The sequence below is a fragment of the Methylobacter sp. sgz302048 genome, assembly GCF_052162025.1.
In the GTDB taxonomy this organism is placed as follows: domain Bacteria; phylum Pseudomonadota; class Gammaproteobacteria; order Methylococcales; family Methylomonadaceae; genus Methylobacter.
In genome coordinates, this window is sequence record NZ_CP197401.1 from 3,151,454 (window position 1) to 3,174,084 (window position 22,631).

The 22,631-nt window shown below is 56.3% G+C and carries 14 protein-coding genes; 9 read left to right on the forward strand and 5 right to left on the reverse strand.

The window, feature by feature from the left end; all coding sequences use genetic code 11:
* The first annotated feature begins 12 nt into the window (after positions 1–12).
* On the forward strand, positions 13–3,729 hold the full coding sequence (locus ACTNE6_RS14155) for a pyridine nucleotide-disulfide oxidoreductase (protein ID WP_442497197.1): 3,717 nt from the start codon (positions 13–15) through the stop codon (positions 3,727–3,729).
* A 56-nt stretch (positions 3,730–3,785) separates the two neighbouring features.
* Here the strand turns inward: ACTNE6_RS14155 and ACTNE6_RS14160 are convergent, their stop codons facing one another.
* The 5 genes from ACTNE6_RS14160 to ACTNE6_RS14180 all read right to left on the reverse strand — a co-directional run bounded on the left by ACTNE6_RS14160 (position 3,786) and on the right by ACTNE6_RS14180 (position 8,795).
* Complete coding sequence (locus ACTNE6_RS14160) at positions 3,786–4,238, reverse strand: hypothetical protein (RefSeq protein ID WP_194970160.1); 453 nt, start codon at positions 4,236–4,238, stop codon at positions 3,786–3,788.
* 184 nt (positions 4,239–4,422) lie between these two features.
* A complete protein-coding gene (locus tag ACTNE6_RS14165; protein ID WP_442497198.1) occupies positions 4,423–5,151 on the reverse strand; it encodes a response regulator transcription factor in 729 nt (242 codons plus the stop codon).
* Positions 5,148–6,749 carry a sensor histidine kinase gene (locus ACTNE6_RS14170; RefSeq protein ID WP_442497199.1) on the reverse strand — a complete coding sequence of 534 codons (1,602 nt, stop codon included), beginning with the start codon at positions 6,747–6,749 and terminating at the stop codon, positions 5,148–5,150. The genes ACTNE6_RS14165 and ACTNE6_RS14170 overlap by 4 nt, the downstream gene beginning before the upstream one ends.
* Before the next feature lie 5 nt (positions 6,750–6,754).
* Positions 6,755–7,327, reverse strand: a complete 573-nt coding sequence (locus ACTNE6_RS14175) for a hypothetical protein (RefSeq protein WP_442497200.1) — start codon at positions 7,325–7,327, stop codon at positions 6,755–6,757.
* A gap of 7 nt (positions 7,328–7,334) precedes the next feature.
* Positions 7,335–8,795, reverse strand: a complete 1,461-nt coding sequence (locus tag ACTNE6_RS14180; protein WP_442497201.1) for an ATP-binding protein — start codon at positions 8,793–8,795, stop codon at positions 7,335–7,337.
* Positions 8,796–9,165: 370 nt separating this feature from the next.
* On the opposite strand from ACTNE6_RS14180, the gene ACTNE6_RS14185 reads away from it, so the two are divergent.
* The 8 genes from ACTNE6_RS14185 (at position 9,166) to ACTNE6_RS14220 (ending at position 22,625) form a co-directional block, all read left to right on the forward strand.
* Positions 9,166–12,816, forward strand: a complete 3,651-nt coding sequence (locus tag ACTNE6_RS14185; RefSeq protein ID WP_442497202.1) for a hypothetical protein — start codon at positions 9,166–9,168, stop codon at positions 12,814–12,816.
* A 364-nt stretch (positions 12,817–13,180) separates the two neighbouring features.
* Positions 13,181–14,605, forward strand: coding sequence for an undecaprenyl-phosphate glucose phosphotransferase (locus ACTNE6_RS14190; RefSeq protein WP_442497203.1), 1,425 nt, complete (start codon positions 13,181–13,183; stop codon positions 14,603–14,605).
* A gap of 14 nt (positions 14,606–14,619) precedes the next feature.
* On the forward strand, positions 14,620–15,738 hold the full coding sequence (locus tag ACTNE6_RS14195; RefSeq protein ID WP_194970166.1) for a polysaccharide biosynthesis/export family protein: 1,119 nt from the start codon (positions 14,620–14,622) through the stop codon (positions 15,736–15,738).
* 51 nt (positions 15,739–15,789) lie between these two features.
* A complete protein-coding gene (locus ACTNE6_RS14200) occupies positions 15,790–18,186 on the forward strand; it encodes a polysaccharide biosynthesis tyrosine autokinase (protein WP_442497204.1) in 2,397 nt (798 codons plus the stop codon).
* A 3-nt stretch (positions 18,187–18,189) separates the two neighbouring features.
* On the forward strand, positions 18,190–19,437 hold the full coding sequence (locus ACTNE6_RS14205; protein ID WP_442497205.1) for an O-antigen ligase family protein: 1,248 nt from the start codon (positions 18,190–18,192) through the stop codon (positions 19,435–19,437).
* Between the two features lie 22 nt (positions 19,438–19,459).
* Entirely contained in the window at positions 19,460–20,773 is a 1,314-nt protein-coding gene (locus ACTNE6_RS14210) for a lipopolysaccharide biosynthesis protein (RefSeq protein WP_442497206.1), read from the forward strand.
* Between the two features lie 90 nt (positions 20,774–20,863).
* Positions 20,864–21,808, forward strand: a complete 945-nt coding sequence (locus ACTNE6_RS14215; RefSeq protein ID WP_442497207.1) for a class I SAM-dependent methyltransferase — start codon at positions 20,864–20,866, stop codon at positions 21,806–21,808.
* A gap of 40 nt (positions 21,809–21,848) precedes the next feature.
* Positions 21,849–22,625, forward strand: a complete 777-nt coding sequence (locus ACTNE6_RS14220) for a glycosyltransferase family 2 protein (protein ID WP_194970171.1) — start codon at positions 21,849–21,851, stop codon at positions 22,623–22,625.
* The last annotated feature ends 6 nt before the right edge of the window (positions 22,626–22,631 follow it).

Below are 22,631 nucleotides of genomic sequence, written 5' to 3' on the forward strand. Positions count from 1 at the left end.
AGTAAAGAAAGTATGGCACAGAACACCTTTAAGCTGGGAATCCCCGGCTTTCACTACGCGGATCTCTATGACGCCACGCGCCTGAAAGACCTGCTGGACGTATTCGACACGACGGTCGAACAGCAAAACCCTGAACTGTTCAGGGCCTTTCAAGACTATCGGCTGAGCCAGGGCGAAGGCCTGGAGCCGACGGAAATCTCCGATCTGCTTGTGCGCATGGGGCCTTATGTCGGCCAGTTCGTCGCCAAACTGTTCAATGTAACCGGGCAACATCAGGCTCAAACCCTCAAAATCAAGGACGAATTCGATACGGTCTATGCCTATAAACACGAAGTCGTCGACAAGCTCGATGCCCTGTTTAAAGGCCAGGACGTCAGCCAGTGGGATATCTCCGCCGTAACAAGCCGTTTTGACCTGCTGATTGAGGCGGGATTCCCGGAAACGAACACCGATGCCGAACACCGCATAGCCCGTGCCGGCTCCAAACTGGCGCGACTGACCAAACATTATGCTCTCGTAGCCAAAGGCCAAAACAGCGACTATGAAAATGCCGATCAGGCGGTAGAGGCGCTACGCCGGAATCTGAACACGCACGGGGCAGCGGCTGTCGCCTTTGCCGACATTCTGGCGCTGCAGGATGCGCCAGAATTCGTAAGCCGTCTGCTGGACATCGTTCAACGCTGGAGCTTTGCAGCGCTCCACGACGAACAAATCAGCCGGACAGTCAACGATTGGCTCAGCTTCAAAACACCCGGCAAACAGGACTTTGACGATCTCGTCGAACATGAAATCGCCGATCGCGGACTCTACAAAGCATGGGTGGGGCCCAAGCAATTACGCAAACGGCGCGACGGCTTTGCGCTGACCGATCCGCGCTTCAACGAAAGACAGGTACTGTACGAAGTCGACCATTGCATCTATTGCCACGAGCGCGACACGGATTCCTGCTCCAAAGGCATGCGCAACAAGAAGACCCAGACCTTCAAAACCAACCCGCTGGATGTCACCATCACCGGCTGCCCGCTCGAAGAAAAAATCTCCGAGATGCATGTGGTCAAGCGGCAAGGCGACAATATCGGCGCCCTGGCGATCGTCATCATCGACAACCCCATGTGCCCCGGCACCGGCCATCGCATCTGCAACGACTGCATGAAGGGCTGCATCTTTCAAAAGACCGACCCTGTCAATATTCCGCAGATCGAAACCAATGTCCTGACCGACGTGCTGTTCATGCCCTACGGCTTTGAAATTTACAGCCTGCTGACGCGCTGGAACCCGCTGAACGTCAAGCGCCCTTATGCCCTGCCCTATAACGGCAAAAACGCGCTGGTCGTGGGACTGGGGCCGGCCGGCTACACTATGAGCCACTACTTGCTGAATGAAGGTTTCGGCGTTGCGGCCATCGATGCCTTGAAGCTGGAGCCGTTGCCCGTCGAATTGGTCGGCGATGCCGATGCGCCGCCCGAACCGATCAAGGATTTCGGCGAACTTTATGAGCAACTGGATAAACGCCGGCTGGCCGGCTTCGGCGGCGTGGCCGAATACGGCATCACGGTGCGCTGGGACAAGAACTTCCTGAAAGTCATCTATATCAACCTGCTGCGGAAACGGAACTTCCGCGCCTACGGCGGCGTCCGCTTCGGCGGCACGCTGACTATCGACGATGCCTGGAACAGGGGCTTCGACCATATCAGCATTGCCACCGGCGCCGGCAAGCCGACCGTTATTAACCTGAAGAACAACCTGATCCGCGGCATCCGCAAAGCCTCCGATTTCCTGATGGCGCTGCAGCTGACCGGCGCGGCCAAAGACTCATCGCTGGCCAACCTGCATGTGCGCCTGCCGGCCGGCGTCATCGGCGGCGGCCTGACCGCGATCGACACCTGCACCGAGCTTCTGGCCTATTATCCGGTGCAGGTCGAAAAAACACTGACGCGCTATGAAAAACTGGTGCAGGTGTTCGGCGAAAAAACCGTTCGCATTCGCTATGATGAGGAAGAAATCAAAATCCTTGACGAATTCCTGGCCCATGGCGAAGAAATACGCGCCGAACGCCAACGCGCCGAAGCGGCCGGCGAAAAACCAAACTTCCATCCGCTGCTTGAAAAGTGGGGCGGCGTCACCCTGTTCTACCGCAGAGGCATCAAGGATTCCCCGGCCTACCGGCAAAATCATGAAGAAATTACGTCAGCGCTCACTGAAGGCATCGCCCTGGCCGAAGGCATGAGCCCCATGCAGGCGCTGGCCGATGAGTATGGCCATCTGAAAGCGGTACAGTTTGAAAAAATGGTTCAGGACGATGACGGCAGCTGGGTCATCTCAGGAAACGACGTGACCGTGCCGTTGCGCAACCTTTATATCGCCGCCGGCACCTCGCCCAATACGATTTACCAAAGCGAGCATCCCGGCACCTTCGAGATGGACCGGCAGTTTTTCCAGCGCTATCAGCCGGAATGGCTGGACGGCGGCCTGGAACTGGTACCTATGGCCGACAAAGCCGCGCCGAAACTGGGCAAGCCGGCACCGCTGACGTCCTACCGGAAAGGCGATAAATTCATCAGTTTCGGCGGCGACAACCATCCGGTCTATGCCGGCAATGTCGTCAAAGCCATGGCCAGCGCCAGAGACGGTTATCCTTACATCGTCAAGCTGTTCGAGAAAGAACTGGCCAACCTGGACCCGGCCCAGCAGCCGCAACGCGATGCAGCGCTTCAGGCCTTTTTTACGGCTCTCGATGAAGCCCTGACAGCCACCATAGTCGCCATCAACCGGCTGACGCCGAACATTATCGAAGTCGTCGTCAAGGCACCGATGCAGGCTCGGCGGTTCCGGCCGGGCCAGTTCTACCGGGTGCAGAACTATGAAGCCCTGGCGCCGGCCGTTGAAGATACGGTGCTGGCGGCTGAAGGCATCGCCCTGACCGGCGCCGAAGTCGATAAGGAAAAAGGCACGATCTCGCTGATCGCACTGGAAATGGGCGCCTCCACGCGCCTGTGCGCCAACTGGAATATCGGCGATCCGCTCATCGTCATGGGCGTTACGGGCACGCCGACGGAAATCCCGCATGGCGAAACCGTGCTGCTGCTAGGAGGGGGCCTGGGCAATGCCGTCTTGTTCTCTATCGGCAAAGCGCTGCGGGCGGCAGGTAATCGCGTCATTTATTTTGCCGGCTACAAAAACAAGCATGATGTTTTCAAAGTCGAGGATATCGAAGCGGCCTCGGACATCATCATCTGGTCCGTCGACAAAACGCCTGATGTTGAAGAACCTATCGTACCGTCACGTCCGCAGGATAAAACCTTTATCGGCAATATTCTGGAAGCCATGCTCGCCTATGCCGGCGGCAAGCTGGGCGACCAGCCCATCAGTCTGTCCGAGGTCGACCATATGGTTGTAATCGGCTCGGACCGCATGATGGCGGCCGTCAAGGAAGCCCGCTTCGGCGTACTGCAACCGTACCTGAAAGCGCACGTAGCCATCGGCTCCATCAACTCGCCGATGCAATGCATGATGAAAGGCGTTTGCGCGCAATGCCTGTGCAAGCATACGGATCCGACAACAGGCGAAGAATACTTCGTCTATTCCTGCTATAACCAGGATCAGGAACTGGACCGTGTGGACTTTACGCATCTGCATGAACGGCTGCGGCAAAATTCGGTACAGGAGAAGTTGACCAATCTTTGGCTGGACTATCTGCTGGAAAAACAAAAAGAAGCGGATCGGCCATAAACTCTATGCCATGCCGGTGTGCCTATAATTGCACCGGCATGGCCTTGAAATTGCGATTACATTCTTACCGCAGTTAAAGCCGCCTCGGCGCGATCGCCGATATGGCTCTTTTCAAAGTCGCCCCGCAAAATCTTCAAGGCGTATTTCTCCCGATCGATTTCCTTGCGTGTGCGAACGCCCAACCGGCGTAAGATCGGGACTGGAGGACACCAGCCCTGGACGGCATGCTGAAATAAAAACGGCAACACAATAGTGGGAAGCCAGAACCAGCGCCTGTCGTATTTTCTGCCGAGGAAAAGACCGGTAAAAGCTAAAGCTGAAGCATTGGTTTCCAGCACGCGTTCTATATCCCATTCGCGGTCAAGCTCCCATATGCGGCGCGTAATGTCTTCTCTGCTTCGAGCCACATACCGACGAACCCTAGCCTCGATCTCTCGGTCTATATGACGATTAATGGTTGGTAAGGTATGGGATCGCACCCTGTCTGAAGTATCAACGGAGTCTTTCATCGCTAACCTCCTTTATGGAGCATTTGAACCGGAATATTGGCCGTAAAATCAGGCAGTGTCGGTGCGGAAACGCACACTTGGACATCTTCCAATACATGAGAGCAATTATCTCGCCTTTATGTCGGATCAGGCGCAAAAATATAGAATAAAGACTTTAACGATCTTCACATCATTGCAGCAACGCTCAGGAAGCATCCATTTTATAGCCGAACCCACGCACGGTCTTGAGAAGCTTCAGCTCATAGTCGTCATCGATTTTGCGCCGCAACTGGCGAATGTACACATCCACCACATTGGTCAACGGATCGGCGCTGTACCCCCAGACCTGTTCCAGAATGCGGGTTCGGCTCAGCATCTTGCCCGGCATGCGCATGAAGCATTCCAGCAGGGCAAATTCCTTGGGCGTCAGGTCGATTAAAGCATCGCCGCGCCTGACTTCATGGGTTTCAATATTCAGGACCAGATCGGCTATGCGCAATTCCTTGCTTTCCGGTTTGACATCGACGCCGCGGCGGCGCATCAACACTTCGATGCGCGCCAGCAGCTCCTCAAATGCGAAAGGCTTGGTCATATAGTCGTCGGCGCCGGCGCGCAGGCCGGCCACCTTGTCCTGCACCGTATCTCTCGCCGTCAGCATCAGAATCGGCGTGTCGACGCCATTGCCGCGCAGGCGCTCGCAAATTTCCAGGCCGTTAAGATCGGGCAGGCCCCGGTCCAGAATGATGACCTGAAATTGCCCTTCGGTTCCCAGCGGGATGGCCTCCTTGCCGCTGCGGGCCACTTCTACGGAAAAGCCCTCGGCCTTCAGCCCTCGCCGGACAAAATCGGCAATACGCTCATCGTCTTCCACCAGCAGCACGCGCATGTAGCCGGCGCCTGACAGGCTATCGGGTTTAAGGTATTTTTCGTTCATGCAACAGTGTCCTGTTCTGCCGAAATCAGCGGCAGCGTTATCGTGAATTTCGAGCCTGAATTTTCGGCGCTGGTTACGGCGATCCGTCCGCCGTGCGCCTTAATGATCGACTTGGCCATGGGCAGGCCCAGGCCGGTGCCGTCTGCCCGCATATGAAGCGCGTTTTTGCTGCGGAAGTTGCGGTCGAAAATACGCTCCAGATCCTGGGCGGGTATGCCAATGCCCTGATCGCTGAGACTAAGATATGCCTCATCGCCGTCCGTGAATAATTCGACCGCGATGTGCCCTCCCGGATTGGAATATCGGCAGGCATTGTCACCCAGAATGAACAGCACCTGGCGAAGCCGCTGTTTGTCTCCGTGCACCCACACTGGCTCGGCCGGCGCATCCAGGGAAACTGAAATCGAATTTTCCTGGGCCATGACCTGAAAATCCTCTACAGTGCTGGCCACCAGTTCAGCCAGGTCCAGCCTGTCCCATTCAAATTGCATATTGGCGGATTCGGCGCGGGCAAGAAACAGCAGATCGTTGACGTATTTGCCCAATTGCATGGACAGTTCGAGGATGCGCTGCAAAGCGTCCTTATACTCCTCGGTATCCAATTCGTCTTCCATCAGCGTCACTTCCGCCTCGCCGCGAATAACGGTAATCGGCGTACGCAATTCATGGCTGATATCGGCCAAAAACTCGCACCGCTCGACATCCATACGCTTCAATTCTTCATTCAATTGATGCAGTTCGAAGGTACGCTCCGCCACCTTTTTCTCCAGCACGGCGCGCCCCTCCTGCAGCTTTTCCTGCTGAACCTCCAGCTTCTGGGCCATTTTATTGAAGTGGGCGGCCAGATAGCCGAATTCATCGCGCGTATCGAGGGCAATGCGATGAAACAGATTGCCCGAGGCTATTTCATCAGTGCCTTGCATCAAGGCTTCGATAGGCTTTCTAACTCCGCGAAAGAGCAGCACGCCGGACATGAGGCTGAACAGCGCCGCGCTCGCTGCCGCCAGAACGGCGATCCAGCGTGATTGGGCAACCAACGCTTCCAGTTCTTCCCTGGCTTGTCCTGCTTTTTCCCGTTCGGCGTTGATGGCGGCATCGATCAACGGCTGAAATTTTCCGTCGATTTCTTCTTCGGAAAATTTCGATAGCGCCAGCACCGCCATATCGCGCTTGCCCTGTTGGCGCAGCCTTTCAACTTCATCGAACCGGTATTCGCTGGCTTCCAGGAAAGCGGTGAAACGGGCAACCCGTTCCAGCTCGCCCGGTTTGTCCTGCCAATCTTCGGCAGAATCCCCGGTGGCCTGCGTGTTTATCGCCGTGTTCCTGAGCACCTCCATCGCCTCGTAGAGATGCTGTTTGGATGATTCCACGCCGGCGCCCGCAACTGGCGTATCCGTCACCAGCCGGTCCATGCGCTGCTTGAAGTGGCGATAGGCCTTCTGGGACAGCTGCTCGTAATGATCGAAAGTCTCGTACGCGGCCTGGCTACGCTGAAAATACAATTCAACCCGGTCGGAACCCCAATGGAGCACAAGCCCCAGAAACAGGACAAAACCAAACGAGACGGCGATAACTACCGCCAATCGAAAGCGAAACATACGGACTAATTTTCGTCGGCGCTCTCGCTCTCGTCCATTTGCTTTTCCATGGACCTGATGGCTTCCAGCTTTTCCCGCAACAGCCGGTTTTCATCTTTCCTTGATCCTTTTGAATCATTCGGTTCATACACGGTTTGGGCTTTTTTCGGTCTGCTGTCCACAGAACCGGATGACCTCCTCGATCCGCTGTTCATGCGTTTCAAGGCTTCCGTATTGATGGAAACAAATCGCTGCAGACGAGAGTCGGTCAGGGGAACCGTCTCCACCCCTCTCAGCACTTTAGAAATCGAACCGCAGGAATCGGAAAGCAGGCGGCCCACCATAAGGTGCAGCTGAATGCCGGGATCGCGCGATCCTTTCTGCCGTCGCACTAATGTCCGGCACACGTCGGCGCGCGATGAGGCCGACATGTGGGCCATGTTGTCGCCGAAAGTAAGCAGTTCTTCATAATCGGACCGGGCATAGGGATCGCTGTAATTGTTTGAAAACCCGCCCCCGAAGCCGGGATTAAACTGGGCGCATCCCGTCATCAGCAAGACTGACGCCAGGCATATAAATCGTATAGGTTGTAACAGCATAGTTTTCTCAGGCTTCTCCGGTTAACGGTATTTGAACCCGGACGCGGGCCCCCTGTTGATCTTCTCTTGCGTCAATAATATCGACCTTGCCCTGGTGGTTGGAGACATATTCCTTGACCATGGCCAGCCCCAGTCCGGGACCTTGAGCGTAGTCGCCGTTTTGGGCAGTCTTGCCGCGATAAAACGGTTCGAAGACATGCGAGCGTTCATCAGGATCGATGCCGGGCCCCTCATCTTCAATTTCCAATTCCATCTGCGTGCCCGCATCGCGCAGCATGATGCGTATTTCGCCGTCTACAGGCGAGTATTTCACAGCATTGTCAAGCAACTGTTCGATAATGCCCTGCAACTGCTCATGAACGCCGGAAATCTCGACCGGCCTGACCAGCTTCTTCAGTGCGATGGATTTTTCCTGCAGAAGGGGTTGAAAATCCTCGATGACGGATTCCAGCAAGCTTTTCATATTGACAGTATTCTTGAGCTTCATTTCCGGCATCGAGTTGATCTGGCTGTAGCGAACCAGTTCCTCGGACACGGTTTTCAGCTTTTCACTGTTGGCGCACAGCGTCAGCGCGATCTCCTGCCGCGCCCTGTCCGATTCGCCATCCGCCTCGTCGGCAAGCCGTTGCGCGCCTTCGCGGATGCTCTCCAGCGGCGCCTCGATCTCGCGGGCGACGTTGTGCATGAACTGTTGCTTTGAAACCTCCAGTTCCATCAAATGCGTGCGCAGCCATTCGAGGCGATTGCCGAGATAGCGCAAATCCGAAGGGCCTGTCACCAGGATGGGTTCTGCGAGATTTCCGGACCCCAGGCGGCGAATGGAGGCATCGAGCTGCCGCATCGAACGCGAAAGCACGACCAGCAGCATCACGATGAAGACAACTGAAATCAGCAGCAAGACAGCCCCTTTGACCAAGAGAGCCTGTTCAAGGGATTCAGACTGCTGACGCAATTCGTTGAATTCATGATCGACATGTTTTTCGAATTCGCGCGAAAGGGTATTGGAGGCTTCGCGCAAGCCCTGGAAAGCCTCGTCGATCGGCAATTCGGGATTATTCTCATCCGCCGCGCCCATGATCTGCTGATAAATCAGGTTTTCCTTTTCCGACAGTTCGTTGACCAGCAGGGCGATTTTGTTATCCACATGCAGTTTCAGCAATTCATTCAGGCCCTGCTTGAACGATGCCCGCGCATTTTCATACGATTGCTGCTCATAAGGCTGGCGCAGGGACGGGTCCGACAGCAGAACGAACAGCCTGGCTTTCCGCTCGATATCGGAAGCTTTCTGCAGAACCTGACGGATGGTCTTGGTCTGCTCGAAGACCTGGAAATTGATGGTCCGGCCCAATGTCGCCGTGTCGCGCATAGCGTAAGCCGCATACATCACATCCAGGAAAAGAGGAATGACCGCGACGACAAAACCCAGAACGATCAGGGATTTTAACGACAGGATGTTTCTGAATTTCATCCGCGCACAAACCGATGCAAACCCGCTCCATAGGATGGAGAAATCCGGTTTTTTGAAGTTTTTTTGAATAAAAGAGGAACTGAAATCTTTCATTGATTGTTGTGTTGGATCGTCAAAAGTAACCTTGCTTTCCGATAATCCATTTGAGATACCAGAGCGGCACGAAAGCCTGTTCCCGGCATTGAAAATCCAAGTATTCTATACAACCCTGATTCGGATAGGGTCACTATGATACATTTATTTACCAGGCTCCGTGAAATTTTAAGCTCATCTTAGGATTTAACCTTTAATATTGGCTTAATCGATCAAGATTAATTTTTGCTTCATTTGTGCCGCATCAAGCCTTACCCGCCAAAAAACATTTAACCTCATGAATTCATTGAAAATATTCCTTCTTATAATACAGGCAATGCTGGTTGTGTCGGCCGGGTTATCCAATGCCGGCGCCGCCGGGCTCGCGGGATTATCGATAACGGGCACGGCTGAGAACCCTGCGCTTCTCCTAGAACTGGGCAGTGAACCGGCCGGCGTCGACAACAAGGCCGTACAGGTCTACAGAGGAGTGGTTTCCGGTCATGAGGGCGACGCTTCGATTCAAACGGACAAAGATGAAATCACCTCGCTGCACCCCGGCTTCGGCACATGGAAGGTCAACTTCCGCTTCAAGATAAAACCCGGCGCACCTGCCAAGCCGTATACTTTCTGGGCGCGCTGGCGGCAGGGCGGCGAGCCCGATGTCTGCGTGCAGTCCTTCGAAATCTGGGCCGGACCAGACCAGTCCAGGCTGGAACAGCGCACCGTACTGTCCATGAAGCCCAAGGGTTGGGATTATGCCTGGATAGCCGCGGAGTCGCCCATAACTCTCAAGGCGGATGATGCCGTTATCGAGGTGCGCGATAATGGTGCCGGGCATGACGCCAAGGTCTTCGACGCCTTCCTGCTCTCGCCTCCCCTGCCCGCAAGCGGCACAGCGGACAGACCGCTGGTGCTTCTGGATTTAGGCAAGGCACCAAGCGCATCGGTGGAAAAAGACCCTGCCGTGCAAGTCCAGCTCGGCACTGCCACGCCCGGTCCCGGAGCCGGATCGCTGCTGACTGAAAAGGACGAAGTTCAGGTATTCCATCAGGGCTTCGGCGACTGGGGCGCCAATTTTCGCTTCGAACTTAACCCCGTGATTACGCCCGGACAGTATCGGGTTTTCGCCCGTTACAAAAGCGGCGGTGAAGTCTCCCAGGTGACTCAGAATTTCACAGTCAAGGCCGGTGCCAAGCCAGACGAATTGGCTGCACGCGGCAGCTTTGATCTGACTAACACCTCGCCCTGGGAATACCAGTGGCTGCAATCGCCGTCGACCGTTACCGTATTGCCCGGCGACCGCTGGCTGGAAATCAACAATTCCGGCAAAGCCGATGGCGCCAAAGTCTTCGACGCTTTCCTGCTCAAGCTGGAAGCGCCGCTTGGGGACTGGATGAACCCTGAGCAGGCCCAGGCCAGAAACCGCTTTCTGGCGCTGACCAAAACAGAGCCTAATGCCAAACAACATCTCTATGTGCTCGACGGCAAAGGCGAAAAAGATGAGATTTTGTTCCGCGGTCTGGCTGCCGATGCTGCGCGGCCAAGTTACGGCAAATTCTCGGTATCCTATCTGATCGGACCGGAAGCCGAATCCCTGGCCCAGAAGTTGAATCTGCCGGCACTGCCGGCCGTTGTAATGACTGATGATCATTACACTATTCTTGGTGTTCTGGCTCAGCCCAACAACGAAGCGGATGCCGCGAAATTCCTTGCCGACCCGGTTAAAGCCGGCGTGATGCCCAAGCCTGCCGCGGTCAACAAGGCTGAACCCAAACCGCTTCATGGCGGCATGCCCGAAGCGTGGCTGGTCGGCGGCCTGCAAGACGGCCTGGCGGGCGTTTCGGTTTATGGGCTGGATAGCGAGACTGTTCTGCGCCCGAATCCCGATCAGCCCTATCCCAGCCTGCAAATGATGGGCGGGGAAATGCGGACATGGCAGGTTGCCGCTACGGAATCCGACGGTACTGCGGTTATCGAGCCCAGTACCCGGCATTCCTACGGCTGGTCGCGCGGCAGCGGCTATGCGCAGCTCTATCTGCACGTCGATCAGGCCACGCAGGCCCTGCTGCACCTTAAGCAATCCGGCATCCGGACCGCCGGCTGGCTGGATGGGCAACCTGTCAAACTAACCAACGACTCTAACCCTCCGTCCGGTTTCTCGTCAGTCGGCGAAACGGTAAAAAACCTGCTCAAAGGCTTGACCACGGAAGGACTAGTGGCGACCGCTTTATCCGAGCGCCCCGAAGCGCCGCAGGTCGCAATACTGAACCTTTCGCCGGGCTGGCACAGTCTGCTGGTCAAACTGGTGATGCAGCACGACCAGGGCCAGCGTTTCTCCTTTACCGGCAAATTTACCGATACGTCCGGCCGACCGCTGGATTCGATCAAGACACAGCTGACCGATCCCGCCGTCGATCCCGCACTAAACAGCATGGCTACCAAACTGCGCCCGCTGATCTCCGTAGATGCACCGGCCAATCTGCCTCGTCCGGGCGACCCGCTCAAACTACGCGTGGATATGCGCTGGCATCCGATCCTGGAGGAAGCCAAGTTGCAGGCGCCGCTGCCACGGTTTCAGGCCACGTTGCGCCTGCGCCTGGTCGATTACAGCGGCAACGAGGTTGCGGCGAAAGACGTAGCGGGACTGTTCCCCGGCCAAGTCGAAGTCGATTTCGGCAAAGCGCCGGAGACCGGCTATTACGCGGTTTACCCTGCCCTGTATACGCCCGATGACCGGTTGATCATGGCCTATCCCGCCGACGGCTTTACGGTCGTAGCCGGAAACACCGAACAAAAGCGCAGGCTGGACAGCAAAAAACTGTGGAACAACGACTACTATGCTTTGGCCGACGGCGATAAGAGCTTCGGGCAGGAAGGCGGTTATTTCGCTTGGCTGGAGCGGATGGGCATCTACAAAAGCTACGGCACTTACCCGGGCTTCGATCCGCAGTACCTCGCCAAGTGGGAGCAGGCCAAGAAACGCGGCCTGGCGCTGTTCGCCGATTCCTCGGGTGACAGTTCCTGGCTCAACGACAATCCCGAAGACGGCCGGAAATTCATCAGCGCGGCAGCGCCGTTTACGCGATTTTTCAAAGCGACCAACGAGATCGACATCCGCCCGGAAGCTGAATGGCAAAAACTGCGCAGTCCCGAGCACTGGGTGCAGCGGGCCAAATGGGAATACGAACAGGTGCACAAGGCGCGCAGTGACGCCCATTATGTCGGCGGCAGCCTGGTCCGGCCGGGCGATATGAACGGCAACGGCTCGGGCCAGTGGTTTAAAGAGGTCCTGAAACTCGGCCTGGATCAGTATCAGGACGCCTGGGACGTGCACGCCTATCCGCAAAAACCGCCCCGTTTCGGCGGGCCTATCGGCAATGGCGACAGCGAAGATGAGCGAGGCGTGCTGGCCGCTTACGCCAGTCTTGGCAAGAAAAACAGCCTGCCGTTCTGGCTGGGCGAGACCGGCGCCAAGGCGATGCACGGTTTCACGGGACGGCGCTGGCAGGCGGAACAGGCCGCGAAAATAATTGCCTGGGTCAACAGCCGCAACGACTACCTGGGGCTGGCGTTCTGCATAGCGCATGAATACGACCTGGCTTACGGCCGGCTCTGGGACTATTCCATGGGACACAAGCCAGGGGAAGCGGCTTTATATACGGCCAGCGCCCTGATTGACGGCCTGCCCTATAAAGCTTTCGATACTCAAGACGCCAACCTTCAGGCGGCCTACTTCGGCCCGACCTTGATGATCTGGCGAACGGATGAGGCAGCCGGCGATTGGCCGCTAAGGCTGGATTCGAGCAAATCCTGGGTGCTCGTCGACGTGGTAGGCCATGTCCAGGCGCTTCAGGTTGATGCGGTCGGAAACGCAGGCATTCCCGTTTCCGCCAGCCCGGTCTATGTGCTGACCCGAGCCGATTATGAACGGCTGACCGGAAATTGACGCCGGCAATAGCTCCTCAGCGGGACGAGGTTTGCAATCTCGTCCCCAACATTTCCATGATGTTCGGACCAAATGGCGCATTTGACCAACGCCAAACATCCCTGACGGGGCAACATGCCCCGTCAGGCTGTTAATATCCGGGTTAGCGCGGCGGCCCAGCCCCCTCCTCCCTCTTCCTCATCCAAAATTAATAAAATCTTCATCTAATCTTAATCAAACTCTTCGGTTGTCTCTCATCTTGCCTCTGTAATCTTTACGCTAAATCAATGCGGTCGGCTTATGCCGCCAGTCTCAAGTTGACCTTCGGGACACGCGGTTGCTGCCGATCATTATCAAGCATATAAAAAATAGAGGTTTAGCGAATATGCCACCCAGTGTTGGAAATATCTTCAACGGACTCTTCAAGCAATATGGACATACGGCGATCTTATTGCTGAGGTTTATCGACATTGCCATGCTGTTTTGCGCCGCCTGGACTGCCTACTATTTATGGCACGGACAGCTCGTCATCGATACCTATCACCGCATAGTCATCGCGCTTGGCATTTTGGGAGCCATCATTTTTTTCGAAATCGGACAGGTTTACCGGCCCTGGCACAATGACGTGATGCGCGGCGAAGTCGCCCGCATCGTCAGAGCCTGGTTCTCTGCCCTGGCAACCGTTATTTCCATTGTCGCCTTGGTTCGTCTGCAATTCTGGTTCGGTTCCAGTTATCGCTGGATCGCCACCTGGGGCGGACTGGGACTGGCATACGTCCTGGTTGCCCGCAGCCTGTTTTCCCGTCTGTTGCGCTGGATGCGTGCGCATGTCCTGTCGCAGGGTCGGGTCGTCATGGTCGGCTTGAACCAGATGGCGATTGCGGCCAGCCGCCAGTTGAATCAATCCCCTTGGGCGGGCCTGCAGGTCATCGGTTATATAGACGATCAGTCCGGCGCTCAAATTGCGGCGGACGAGTCTTTGCCCTGCCTCGGCAAGCTGGACGATCTGGCAGCCATCGTCACGCGGGAGAGCGTCGATGAAGTGTGGGTCTCATTCCCGCTGGAAGGCGTATCGCAAGCGGAACGCGTACAGCATGAACTGCGCCATCTGCCGGTCAGCATCCGACTGGTCATCGATTGCTTCGCTTTCAAGCAAAGCAAATTCCTGAGCCTGAACACGGTGGCCGGCATCCCGACGCTGGATGTATCGGTCTCGCCCCTGCACGGCGTCAACCGCTATATCAAGGAACTGGAAGACCGCCTGTGCGCATTCATCATCCTGACGCTGATCAGCCCGTTGATGCTGCTGATCGCCCTTGGCGTCAAAATGAGTTCTCCGGGACCGGTGTTTTACCGTCAGGTACGGGTCGGCTGGAACAACCGCAAGTTCACCATTTTAAAATTCCGTTCCATGCCGGTAAACGCTGAAGCCAAAACCGGCGCGGTCTGGGCTAAGGCCGGCGAGAACCGTGCTACCCGATTCGGCAGCTTCCTGCGCAAAACCAGCCTGGACGAATTGCCGCAGCTGATCAATGTGCTGAGAGGCGATATGTCGCTGGTGGGCCCGCGCCCTGAACGCCCCGACTTCGTGGAAGTGTTCAAGGACCAGGTGCCGAACTACATGAAAAAGCACATGGTCAAGGCGGGCATGACCGGCTGGGCGCAGGTGAACGGCTGGCGCGGCGATACCGACCTGAACCGCCGCATTGAACACGATTTGTATTACATCCAGAACTGGTCGATCTGGTTCGACCTGGAAATTGCGCTGCGCACGATTGTGTCCGGCTTCATCAACAAAAATGCCTATTAAGGAAACCTACGTCCATGTTTAGATCCCTCTTTAGATCAACTGCTCTGTTACCCGTCTTGATGTTGCAGGCGTGTTCCCTGACGCCGGGCATGGAAATGGAGACCAACAGCCCGCTGTCGCATATCGAAGTGCCGACCATGAAAAACGGCAAGTTGGTCAAGGAAAAAGCGCCGATCATTCCGATTACCGCGGATCTGATCATCGAGAAAGAAAACCTGAAGCAGCAGGCGTCCATGAACAGCCTGCCGACCGACAGCACGCCGGTAACGCCTTACAAGATCGGTCCGCACGACCGGCTGCAAATCACCGTATGGGACCATCCGGAGCTGAACGATCCAGGTAGTGAGAAAATCGACCCTACGCTGGCCGGCAAGACGGTTCAGGACGACGGCACGCTCTATTATCCTTATGTGGGCAATATTCCCGTGGCCGGAAAAACCGTCGATGAAGTGCGCGAGTCATTGACTCAAGGACTTTCCAGATACTTCAAGAAAGTCAAACTCGATGTCCGTGTGCTGTCATTCCAAAGCCATCGGGCTGCCGTCGTCGGCCAGGTCAAAACGCCCGGCGTCCAGTCCATGAACGAGACGCCAATGACCATTGCGGAAGCCATCAGCCGCGCCGGCGGCGTGACCGAGGAAGCCGATACGGCCAACGTAACGCTGGCTCGCGGCGGCAAGCTCTATAAGATCGACGTCATGAAACTGTACGAAAAAGGCGGCATGGACCAGAACCTGATGCTCAAGGACGGTGACGTGCTTAACATCCCCGACCTTAGAGACAACAAAGTGTTCGTCATGGGCGAAGTCGGCCGGCAGCAGGCCCTGCAAATCGGCAGCGGCCAACGGATGACGCTGGCCCAGGCGATTGCGGAAGCTTACGGCGTTGATTTCAACTCGTCCCGTCCGGAAGAGATTTACGTGATCCGCACCAGTGAGATGAAGCCGGAAATCTTCCAATTGAACGGGGAGTCGCCTGACTCCATGATTCTTGCGGACCAGTTTGCCCTGCAGCCGCATGATACCGTTTTCGTAGGCACGGCAGGCGTTACCCAGTGGTCACGCGTACTGAACCAAATCCTGCCGTCATCTTTCACTTCGGTCATGTCGCGCGCCGCCTTCATGGGCATGTAATGGCATTCGAAGGAAAAAGTTTGTTTTCACACGATCAGGAAAAAAACGATTATGTATTTACAGAATGAAGTTAACTCAATCCCGCCGCTGAATCCGCAACCGCTCCCGCGGATTGAAGAACGTAGCGTAAGTATTCGAGATTATGTCGATCTGTTGGTCGAAGGCAGAAAGACCATTCTGTTGGCTACCCTGTCAGCATTGCTGATAGCGACGGTCTATCTGGTGCTGGCGCCGCGCACTTACAAGGCGGACGCGATGCTGCGGATCGACAAGAACAAGGCGCTGCTGGCGGCGCCGCTGCACAGCGACAAGAACCAGGCGCCGGCCGAAGCCGACGGCCCCAATGCGCAGCGTGAAGTGGAAATCTTGCGTTCCCGTTCAGTGCTGGGCAAAGTAGTGGAAAATCTCAACCTGACCGTACAAGCCTCCCCGCGCTATTTTCCTGTCATCGGTGAGACACTGGCGCGCAAGCATGACGCACATGACGGCCTGGCCAGCCCCTGGCTGGGATTCAGCCGCTGGGCCTGGGGCGGCGAGAAGCTGAAGGTCGACACCTTTGATGTGCCCGATCGCTATCTGGGCAAGGAATTTACCCTGATCGCGCTGGAAGCGGGCCGTTTCCAGCTGCTGGGCCCGAAGGATGAGCCGCTGGCCGAAGGCTCGGTCGGCGAGTCCATCAGCGCCGATATCGGCGAAAGCACGCCCGTGATCCTCAAGCTTTCCGAGCTTGAAGCCAATCCCGGCGCGCATTTCGATCTGACCCGCAAAACTTCGCTGGAAGCCATCGAAACCTTACAGAAAGCGTTTTCCGTCAAGGAAGTCTCCAAGGACACGGATATCCTGAGCGTCGAGCTGAAAGGCAAGGACCCGGAGCAACTGGCTAAATCGGTCAATGACATCGCCACGATTTATGTCAACGCGACCGTCAACTGGGAGTCCGCCGAAGCCGGACAGAAACTGGCGTTCCTGGAAAGCCAGCTGCCTATCGTCAAGGAACGGCTGGAAAAGGCGGAGCAAAGCCTGAGCGCTTACCGGCAGAAACACGGCGCGGTCGACATTTCCGCCGAAGCTGAAATCCTGCTGAAACAGGCTTCGGACCTGGAAACCCTGGGCATCCAGCTCAGACAGAAGCACGACGAGCAAAGCCAGCGTCTGGAATCCGAACATCCGGACATGATCGCCACCAACACCCAGATCAAGCACGTCAATGGCAAGCTGGCGGCGCTGAACAAGCGCATCAAGGATCTGCCCCGCACGCAGCAGAGCGTGGTCAGCCTGTCTCGTGATGTACAGGTCAACACCGAGCTTTATACCTCGCTGTTGAACAGCGCGCAGGAACAGCGTATCGCCGCGGCCGGCTCCTTAGGCAACTCGCGCATCGTCGATTACGCGGTCACGCCGGAAAAACCCTACTGGCCCAGACCCGGCCTGCTACTGGCCATCGCCGGCCTGCTGGGCCTGACTGGCGGTTCGGCTACGATATTTCTGAGATATTCCCTGCAGCGCCATGACAATTATCCGGCCCTGCTGGAATATCAGGTGGGCTTGCCTCTGTACGCAGCCATCCCGCACAGCAAGAAGCAGCAACGCTTGGCGCGCCTGATCGATCAGGGCAAGGCGCGCGAGCCCGGCATTCTGGCCAGCCAGGACCCTCAGGACATTTCCGTCGAGTCGCTGCGCGGCCTGCGCACCACGCTGGAAGCGACCCTGGCCAACAGCGAAAGCAAAGTCATCATGGTCAGCAGCCCGGCGCCCGGCATGGGCAAGTCTTTCGTCAGCACCAACCTGTCGGCGCTGCTGGCCAGCATCAAGAAGCGCGTATTGGTCATCGACGCCGACATGCGCAACGGCAAACTGCACAGCGCGTTTTCCGTCGACCGTCAGCCCGGGCTTTCCGACCTGTTGGCCGGCCGGGCCACGCTGGGCGAAGTCATCATCAGCCTGCCCGAAGTCGGCGTGGACTTCATACCAAAAGGCAACACGGTCCTGAATCCGGCGGAATTACTGGTGATCGGCAATCTGGAAGAGATCATCGAACAGTTGAAGAGCTTTTACAACCATATCGTGATCGATTCGCCGCCGATTCTGGGCGCCACAGACCCGGCCATTCTGGGCAAGCACGCCGACGCCACCTTCCTGGTCGTCAAGGAAGGCCGCTATACGGCGCAAGAGCTGGAAGTCAGCTTCAAGCGCTTCCAACAGGTCGGCATCAAACCGAACGGCTTTATCATCAACAACATGAAGGAAGGCTCATCGTACTCGCCTTATTATGGCTACGCCTACAGCACCCAAATCGACGCGAACCAAAAGAGCTTGTCTGAAAAAATCCCCGGCTATCAGGCGGTCGAGGAGTGGTTCAGAAGAAACCAGGAGCCGGAAACCGAAGTGCTTCCGCCTTTGGCGATGGATGATGAACTGCCTTTAGTAATGGATGAGGAACGGACTTAAGCGATGAATCTGCGCCTGGAGAAAGATCTGCCGATGCTGCTGTTTGCGTTGGTCTGCGCATCGACCGTGGCGGCTCTGCCCCAGATGGAGTCGAACTGGAACGGCGTGAAAGAGGTTTACGGCGAGCAGGATTTCGGTTTGCGCATACTGCGTGAAGTCATGCTGCTGGTGCTCATCGTCTATGGATTTCTTGAGACGCGCCTGCGGCAAGGCATCTTGATCGCGCCCGTGTTTGCCTTTCTTACCGTAATAGCCACTTATGTACTGGGTGAAATCGTCTATGCGCTTTCTCTGGACCTGCCTTTGGTCGTGCCGATGGCGGGGCTGCGTATTTTCGAATATCTGCCCGTGGCGTTGATCGGTTTTGCGACCAGCCGTTTGGGCGCAGGCGAATATGTCCTTTATAAATTCGCGCATTATCTGCGTTATTACATTGCACTCCAGACCGTATTGGCGATCACCCAGGCCTTGTGGGCGCCGCCGATACTGGGCGTATCGCTGCTGGGCGGCGGCCGGCCTTTCGGCACCTTCGTCAGCCCCAACCTGTTCGGCGCGGCCATGGCGACCTGCTCGCTGCTGTTCGCTTTGGTGCCGGGCATGCGCAAGTGGATGGCGGTGAGCATCTTTCTGGCGCTGCTGAGCGGCTCGCGCACTGCGCTGATCAGCTCCTTGCTGGTGGTGTTCTTCCAGATTTATGCGGCGCTGCGTCCGCGCGACCGTTGGGCACTGGTCATGCCGGCGCCGCTGCTGGCTGTCGGCGCCTTGGTCCTGGCCTCCAGCCCTTTGCTTTCCGGCCGCGACGACGCGGACCCGACCCAGGACGGCCGTCTGGACTTGTGGCAGCGGATCTTTTCCAATTATATTGATGGGCCTGAGGATGTTCTGTTCGGCTGGGGTCTGGGGCTCAGCTCCAATACAATCAACGTCCTCTATGGCGCCGAATATTTCCCTGGCCAGTTCGATTCCGACAGTCTGTATTTATTCCTGCTGAATGGCTATGGCGTGATCGGCCTGTTGGCCTATGTCGGCTTTTTATGGATGACGACAAAGGTATCCGTCCATTCCAATAAGGGATTGGTCATCATGTTTATTCTGGTGGCGGGACTGACTTTCAATATGTGGGAGTATTTTCCGCAGAATGCGATGCTGATGTACCTGTGGGGAACCGTATTGGGAACCGGACTTCCCAATGCGATTCCGTTGAAATCCGGCCCGGTAGCTTCGGACTCCTATTATCAGCGCCCCAACTGACAGCAAGCCTTTAAAAGACACTATGGGACTATTGAAAGAAAGACGTTTATTCGGCGATGCGTTCTGGGCGCTGTTCGGACAACTGGCATCGGCTCTGGCCTTGCTGGCAGGCACGCGCATTCTGACCGAACTGGTCGCGCCGGAGACCTACGGACAGGTCGCCCTGCTGAACGGCTTTGTCGCGCTGGGCGTGAGTCTCTTTTCCTATCCTTTCATCTGTGCCGGCATGCGGATATTGCCGGAGTGCCAGAACAGGCAGGAGCGCGCCGATCTGCATGGCGTCGTGTCCGACCTGACTGGAAACTCCACGATGGTTGCGATCGTTTTTCTGGTATCGGGCGGTGCCGCCTATGGCTATCTTACCCACAACGACAGCTGGCTGTACGCGCTGGCAGGCATCCTGTTGGCAGTGACAGTGCGCCGGGAACTAAGCATTCAGTTGCTGATCGGCGAGCGCAAGCAACGGGGCGCGAGCCTGTGGCAGACCACCGACAGCATCCTGCGGCCGGTGCTCTCGATCTCGCTGGTCTGGTATCTGGGCCGGCAGGCCGAATGGATCTTGCTGGGCTACATCCTGGCCAGCTTGGTCTCCAATACGGTCTGGTCGCTGATCCACCGTGTGAAAGCTGAGGACAAACAGCGCCGGCCGGTCAGGTCCCGTAATTTCAGGCGGGATGTGCTAGCCTATGCTCTGCCCTTGATTCCAATGGAGTTGATTTTCTGGCTCAACGGCCTGGGCGACCGCTATGTTATCGGCTACATGATGACGGCCGCGGACGTGGGTTTGTATGCGGCGACTTACCTGATCATCAACGAGGCGTTCAACCGTAGCGCGATGGTGCTGCTGCGCACTTTTCAGCCGGCCTACTTTCAAAAATGTTCGCAGAACCGCATGAAGGAAGGCTGCAAGCTGTTGTGGCTGTGGATAGGCTGCGTGATTGCCATGGGCATTATCGGCGTGACGCTGTTGCTGTTGACCAAGGATTGGGTGGCGACTTTGCTGTTGGCAAAATCGTATCATTCAGCGGTTGCGCTAATGCCGGCCATCGCGGTCGGTTCTGCCTTGCATGCCTTGGGAACTGTCGTGGGCCAGCCGCTGCTGGCCAATAAAAAAACCCGGCTGTTTTTGCTTGGCCGCGCCTGCGGCGCTGTGGCGGCGGTCATCAGCATTCCGCTGATGGTAAAATACTACGGCTTGATGGGGGCCGCCTTAGCCAACCCTATCTATTACGGCGTCGAGACATTGGTTCTGGCGCTGTTAGCCAAGCCGTGGCGAGTCATCAGCTTGCAGCACAATGACGAAATCGAGGCGGCAAGTTGCAATGCCGCAGCCTGAAGCGTTCGTAATGATCGGCTAATGATTGAGAGATAAAATTGTTGAACCCTATTTTTAACCAACAGGCCCGTTAAAGGAAAAATAAACATTATGGCGTATGCACCGGCAACATCAGAAATCTATGGCGACGTTTTACACGAGTGTGTGGCCTGCGGCAGCCAAAAAATAAGCTATTGGCGGACGAAGAATTATCAGTACACGGATGGCGCTGACAACAAGGAATTCCATATCTATCGCTGCGTCGACTGCGGCACCGGTTTCCTGAACCAGCCTCCGCATGTGCAATGGCTGCAGGCCATTTACCAATACTCGGGGCAGGCGCTGACCCAACCTGTCACCATAGAGGATGTGCTGGCCAGAGAAGCCGAGTTTCCCAACTGCACGGTCGATGCCGAACGCATGGCTAAGCATGCGGACCAGTACAATTATTCCGACAACCGCCGCGCGCTGGATATCGGCTCAGGCTTTGGTTTCTACACGCGGGCGCTGAAAAAAGCGGGCTATCAGACGATCAGCATCAATCCGGGCGAATACGAAAACGAAGTGTTCCGAAAATTGAATAGCGATGAGCCGGTTCCTGTCATGTTCGAGGAGTTTGAACCGGACGAACCATTCGGCGTGGTGCTGATGTCGCAGGTGCTGGAGCATTTGCTTGAGCCGAACCGCTCCATACGCAAAGTCTCAGACTTGCTGACCACCGGCGGCGTTCTGGCCTGCGCCGTGCCTAATTATGATTCGTTCCTGGTCAAGCTGCTGGGCACGAAGGATAATGCCTGTCTGTGGGTGCCGGAGCATGTCAATTACTTTACCGAGCAAGGCCTGACAGCCCTGCTCGAACAGAACGGCTTCCATGTGGTTAAGGTGGAGCAGATCACCCGGGTGCCGTTCAATGCGCTATCCAGACGCTTGGGGCTAAGCGGGAGACCGGCTGCCGCAGCCGACGCGCTGGTCAGGTTTGTGCAAATCCCGTTCGCCGGTCTGATGAATTTCTTCGGACTGGGCATTTACATCAATCTCTATGCGGTCAAGAAATAACCTTGCCGTGCATGCAAACCGGAAATTTCAGAAAGAACCTATGCTGACAGTCGCTATTCTGACCAAAAACGAAGAAGCCAACCTGCCCCGTTGCCTGCAAGCCATCCCCGACCGCTATCCCATCGTCATCGTGGACTCAGGCAGCACCGATAATACATTGGCCATCGCCGAAAGCCGCGGCTGCAGGATTTACCACAACCCGTGGCCCGGCTTTGCCGAACAGCGCAATTTCGCCATCAATCAGTGCGGCATCGACACGCCCTGGATATTGTTTGTCGACGCCGATGAAATCTATCCTGAAAAATTCTATGACTGGTTTGAATCCGGGATGCCCGACAATGAAGCGATCGATGTGCTGATGGTGCCGTCTATCCTGTATCTTCGGGAAAAGCGCCTGGATTACGCGCCGGGCTATCCCATTTATCACCCGAGACTGGTGCGCAGGGAAACCACGCGATTTGTCCGCAACCATACAGGACACGGAGAAGCCGTTGTTAACACGTGCCGGATCGGCTACACCGACATTCCTTACGAACACTATTTTTACCACGGCGAAATCATTGAATGGATGCACAAACATATCGGCAAGGCCGCGCAGGAAGTGCAGCTCAAGCCGACCACCGGCGCCGTGATGACTACACGCGGGCGACTCAGCGTCTTATTGGGGCGGTCCTGGCTAAGGATTGTCGCCCGGTTTCTATACCACTTCGTGTTGCGAGGTGGTTTTCTGGACGGCTTTGCAGGGCTGGAGTTTGCGCTCATGTTTACCTGGTATGAGGCAACCATCTATGTCCAGGCGAAGGCCGCCACTCAGTGAAGGTAA

What these genes read in the sequence shown, in the direction of transcription:
- ACTNE6_RS14155 (WP_442497197.1), top strand. Translation starts at nt 13, where the DNA reads ATGGCACAGAACACCTTTAAGCTGGGAATCCCCGGCTTTCACTACGCG.
- ACTNE6_RS14160 (WP_194970160.1), bottom strand. Translation starts at nt 4,238, where the DNA reads ATGAAAGACTCCGTTGATACTTCAGACAGGGTGCGATCCCATACCTTA.
- ACTNE6_RS14165 (WP_442497198.1), bottom strand. Translation starts at nt 5,151, where the DNA reads ATGAACGAAAAATACCTTAAACCCGATAGCCTGTCAGGCGCCGGCTAC.
- ACTNE6_RS14170 (WP_442497199.1), bottom strand. Translation starts at nt 6,749, where the DNA reads ATGTTTCGCTTTCGATTGGCGGTAGTTATCGCCGTCTCGTTTGGTTTT.
- ACTNE6_RS14175 (WP_442497200.1), bottom strand. Translation starts at nt 7,327, where the DNA reads ATGCTGTTACAACCTATACGATTTATATGCCTGGCGTCAGTCTTGCTG.
- ACTNE6_RS14180 (WP_442497201.1), bottom strand. Translation starts at nt 8,795, where the DNA reads ATGAAATTCAGAAACATCCTGTCGTTAAAATCCCTGATCGTTCTGGGT.
- ACTNE6_RS14185 (WP_442497202.1), top strand. Translation starts at nt 9,166, where the DNA reads ATGAATTCATTGAAAATATTCCTTCTTATAATACAGGCAATGCTGGTT.
- ACTNE6_RS14190 (WP_442497203.1), top strand. Translation starts at nt 13,181, where the DNA reads ATGCCACCCAGTGTTGGAAATATCTTCAACGGACTCTTCAAGCAATAT.
- ACTNE6_RS14195 (WP_194970166.1), top strand. Translation starts at nt 14,620, where the DNA reads ATGTTTAGATCCCTCTTTAGATCAACTGCTCTGTTACCCGTCTTGATG.
- ACTNE6_RS14200 (WP_442497204.1), top strand. Translation starts at nt 15,790, where the DNA reads ATGTATTTACAGAATGAAGTTAACTCAATCCCGCCGCTGAATCCGCAA.
- ACTNE6_RS14205 (WP_442497205.1), top strand. Translation starts at nt 18,190, where the DNA reads ATGAATCTGCGCCTGGAGAAAGATCTGCCGATGCTGCTGTTTGCGTTG.
- ACTNE6_RS14210 (WP_442497206.1), top strand. Translation starts at nt 19,460, where the DNA reads ATGGGACTATTGAAAGAAAGACGTTTATTCGGCGATGCGTTCTGGGCG.
- ACTNE6_RS14215 (WP_442497207.1), top strand. Translation starts at nt 20,864, where the DNA reads ATGGCGTATGCACCGGCAACATCAGAAATCTATGGCGACGTTTTACAC.
- ACTNE6_RS14220 (WP_194970171.1), top strand. Translation starts at nt 21,849, where the DNA reads ATGCTGACAGTCGCTATTCTGACCAAAAACGAAGAAGCCAACCTGCCC.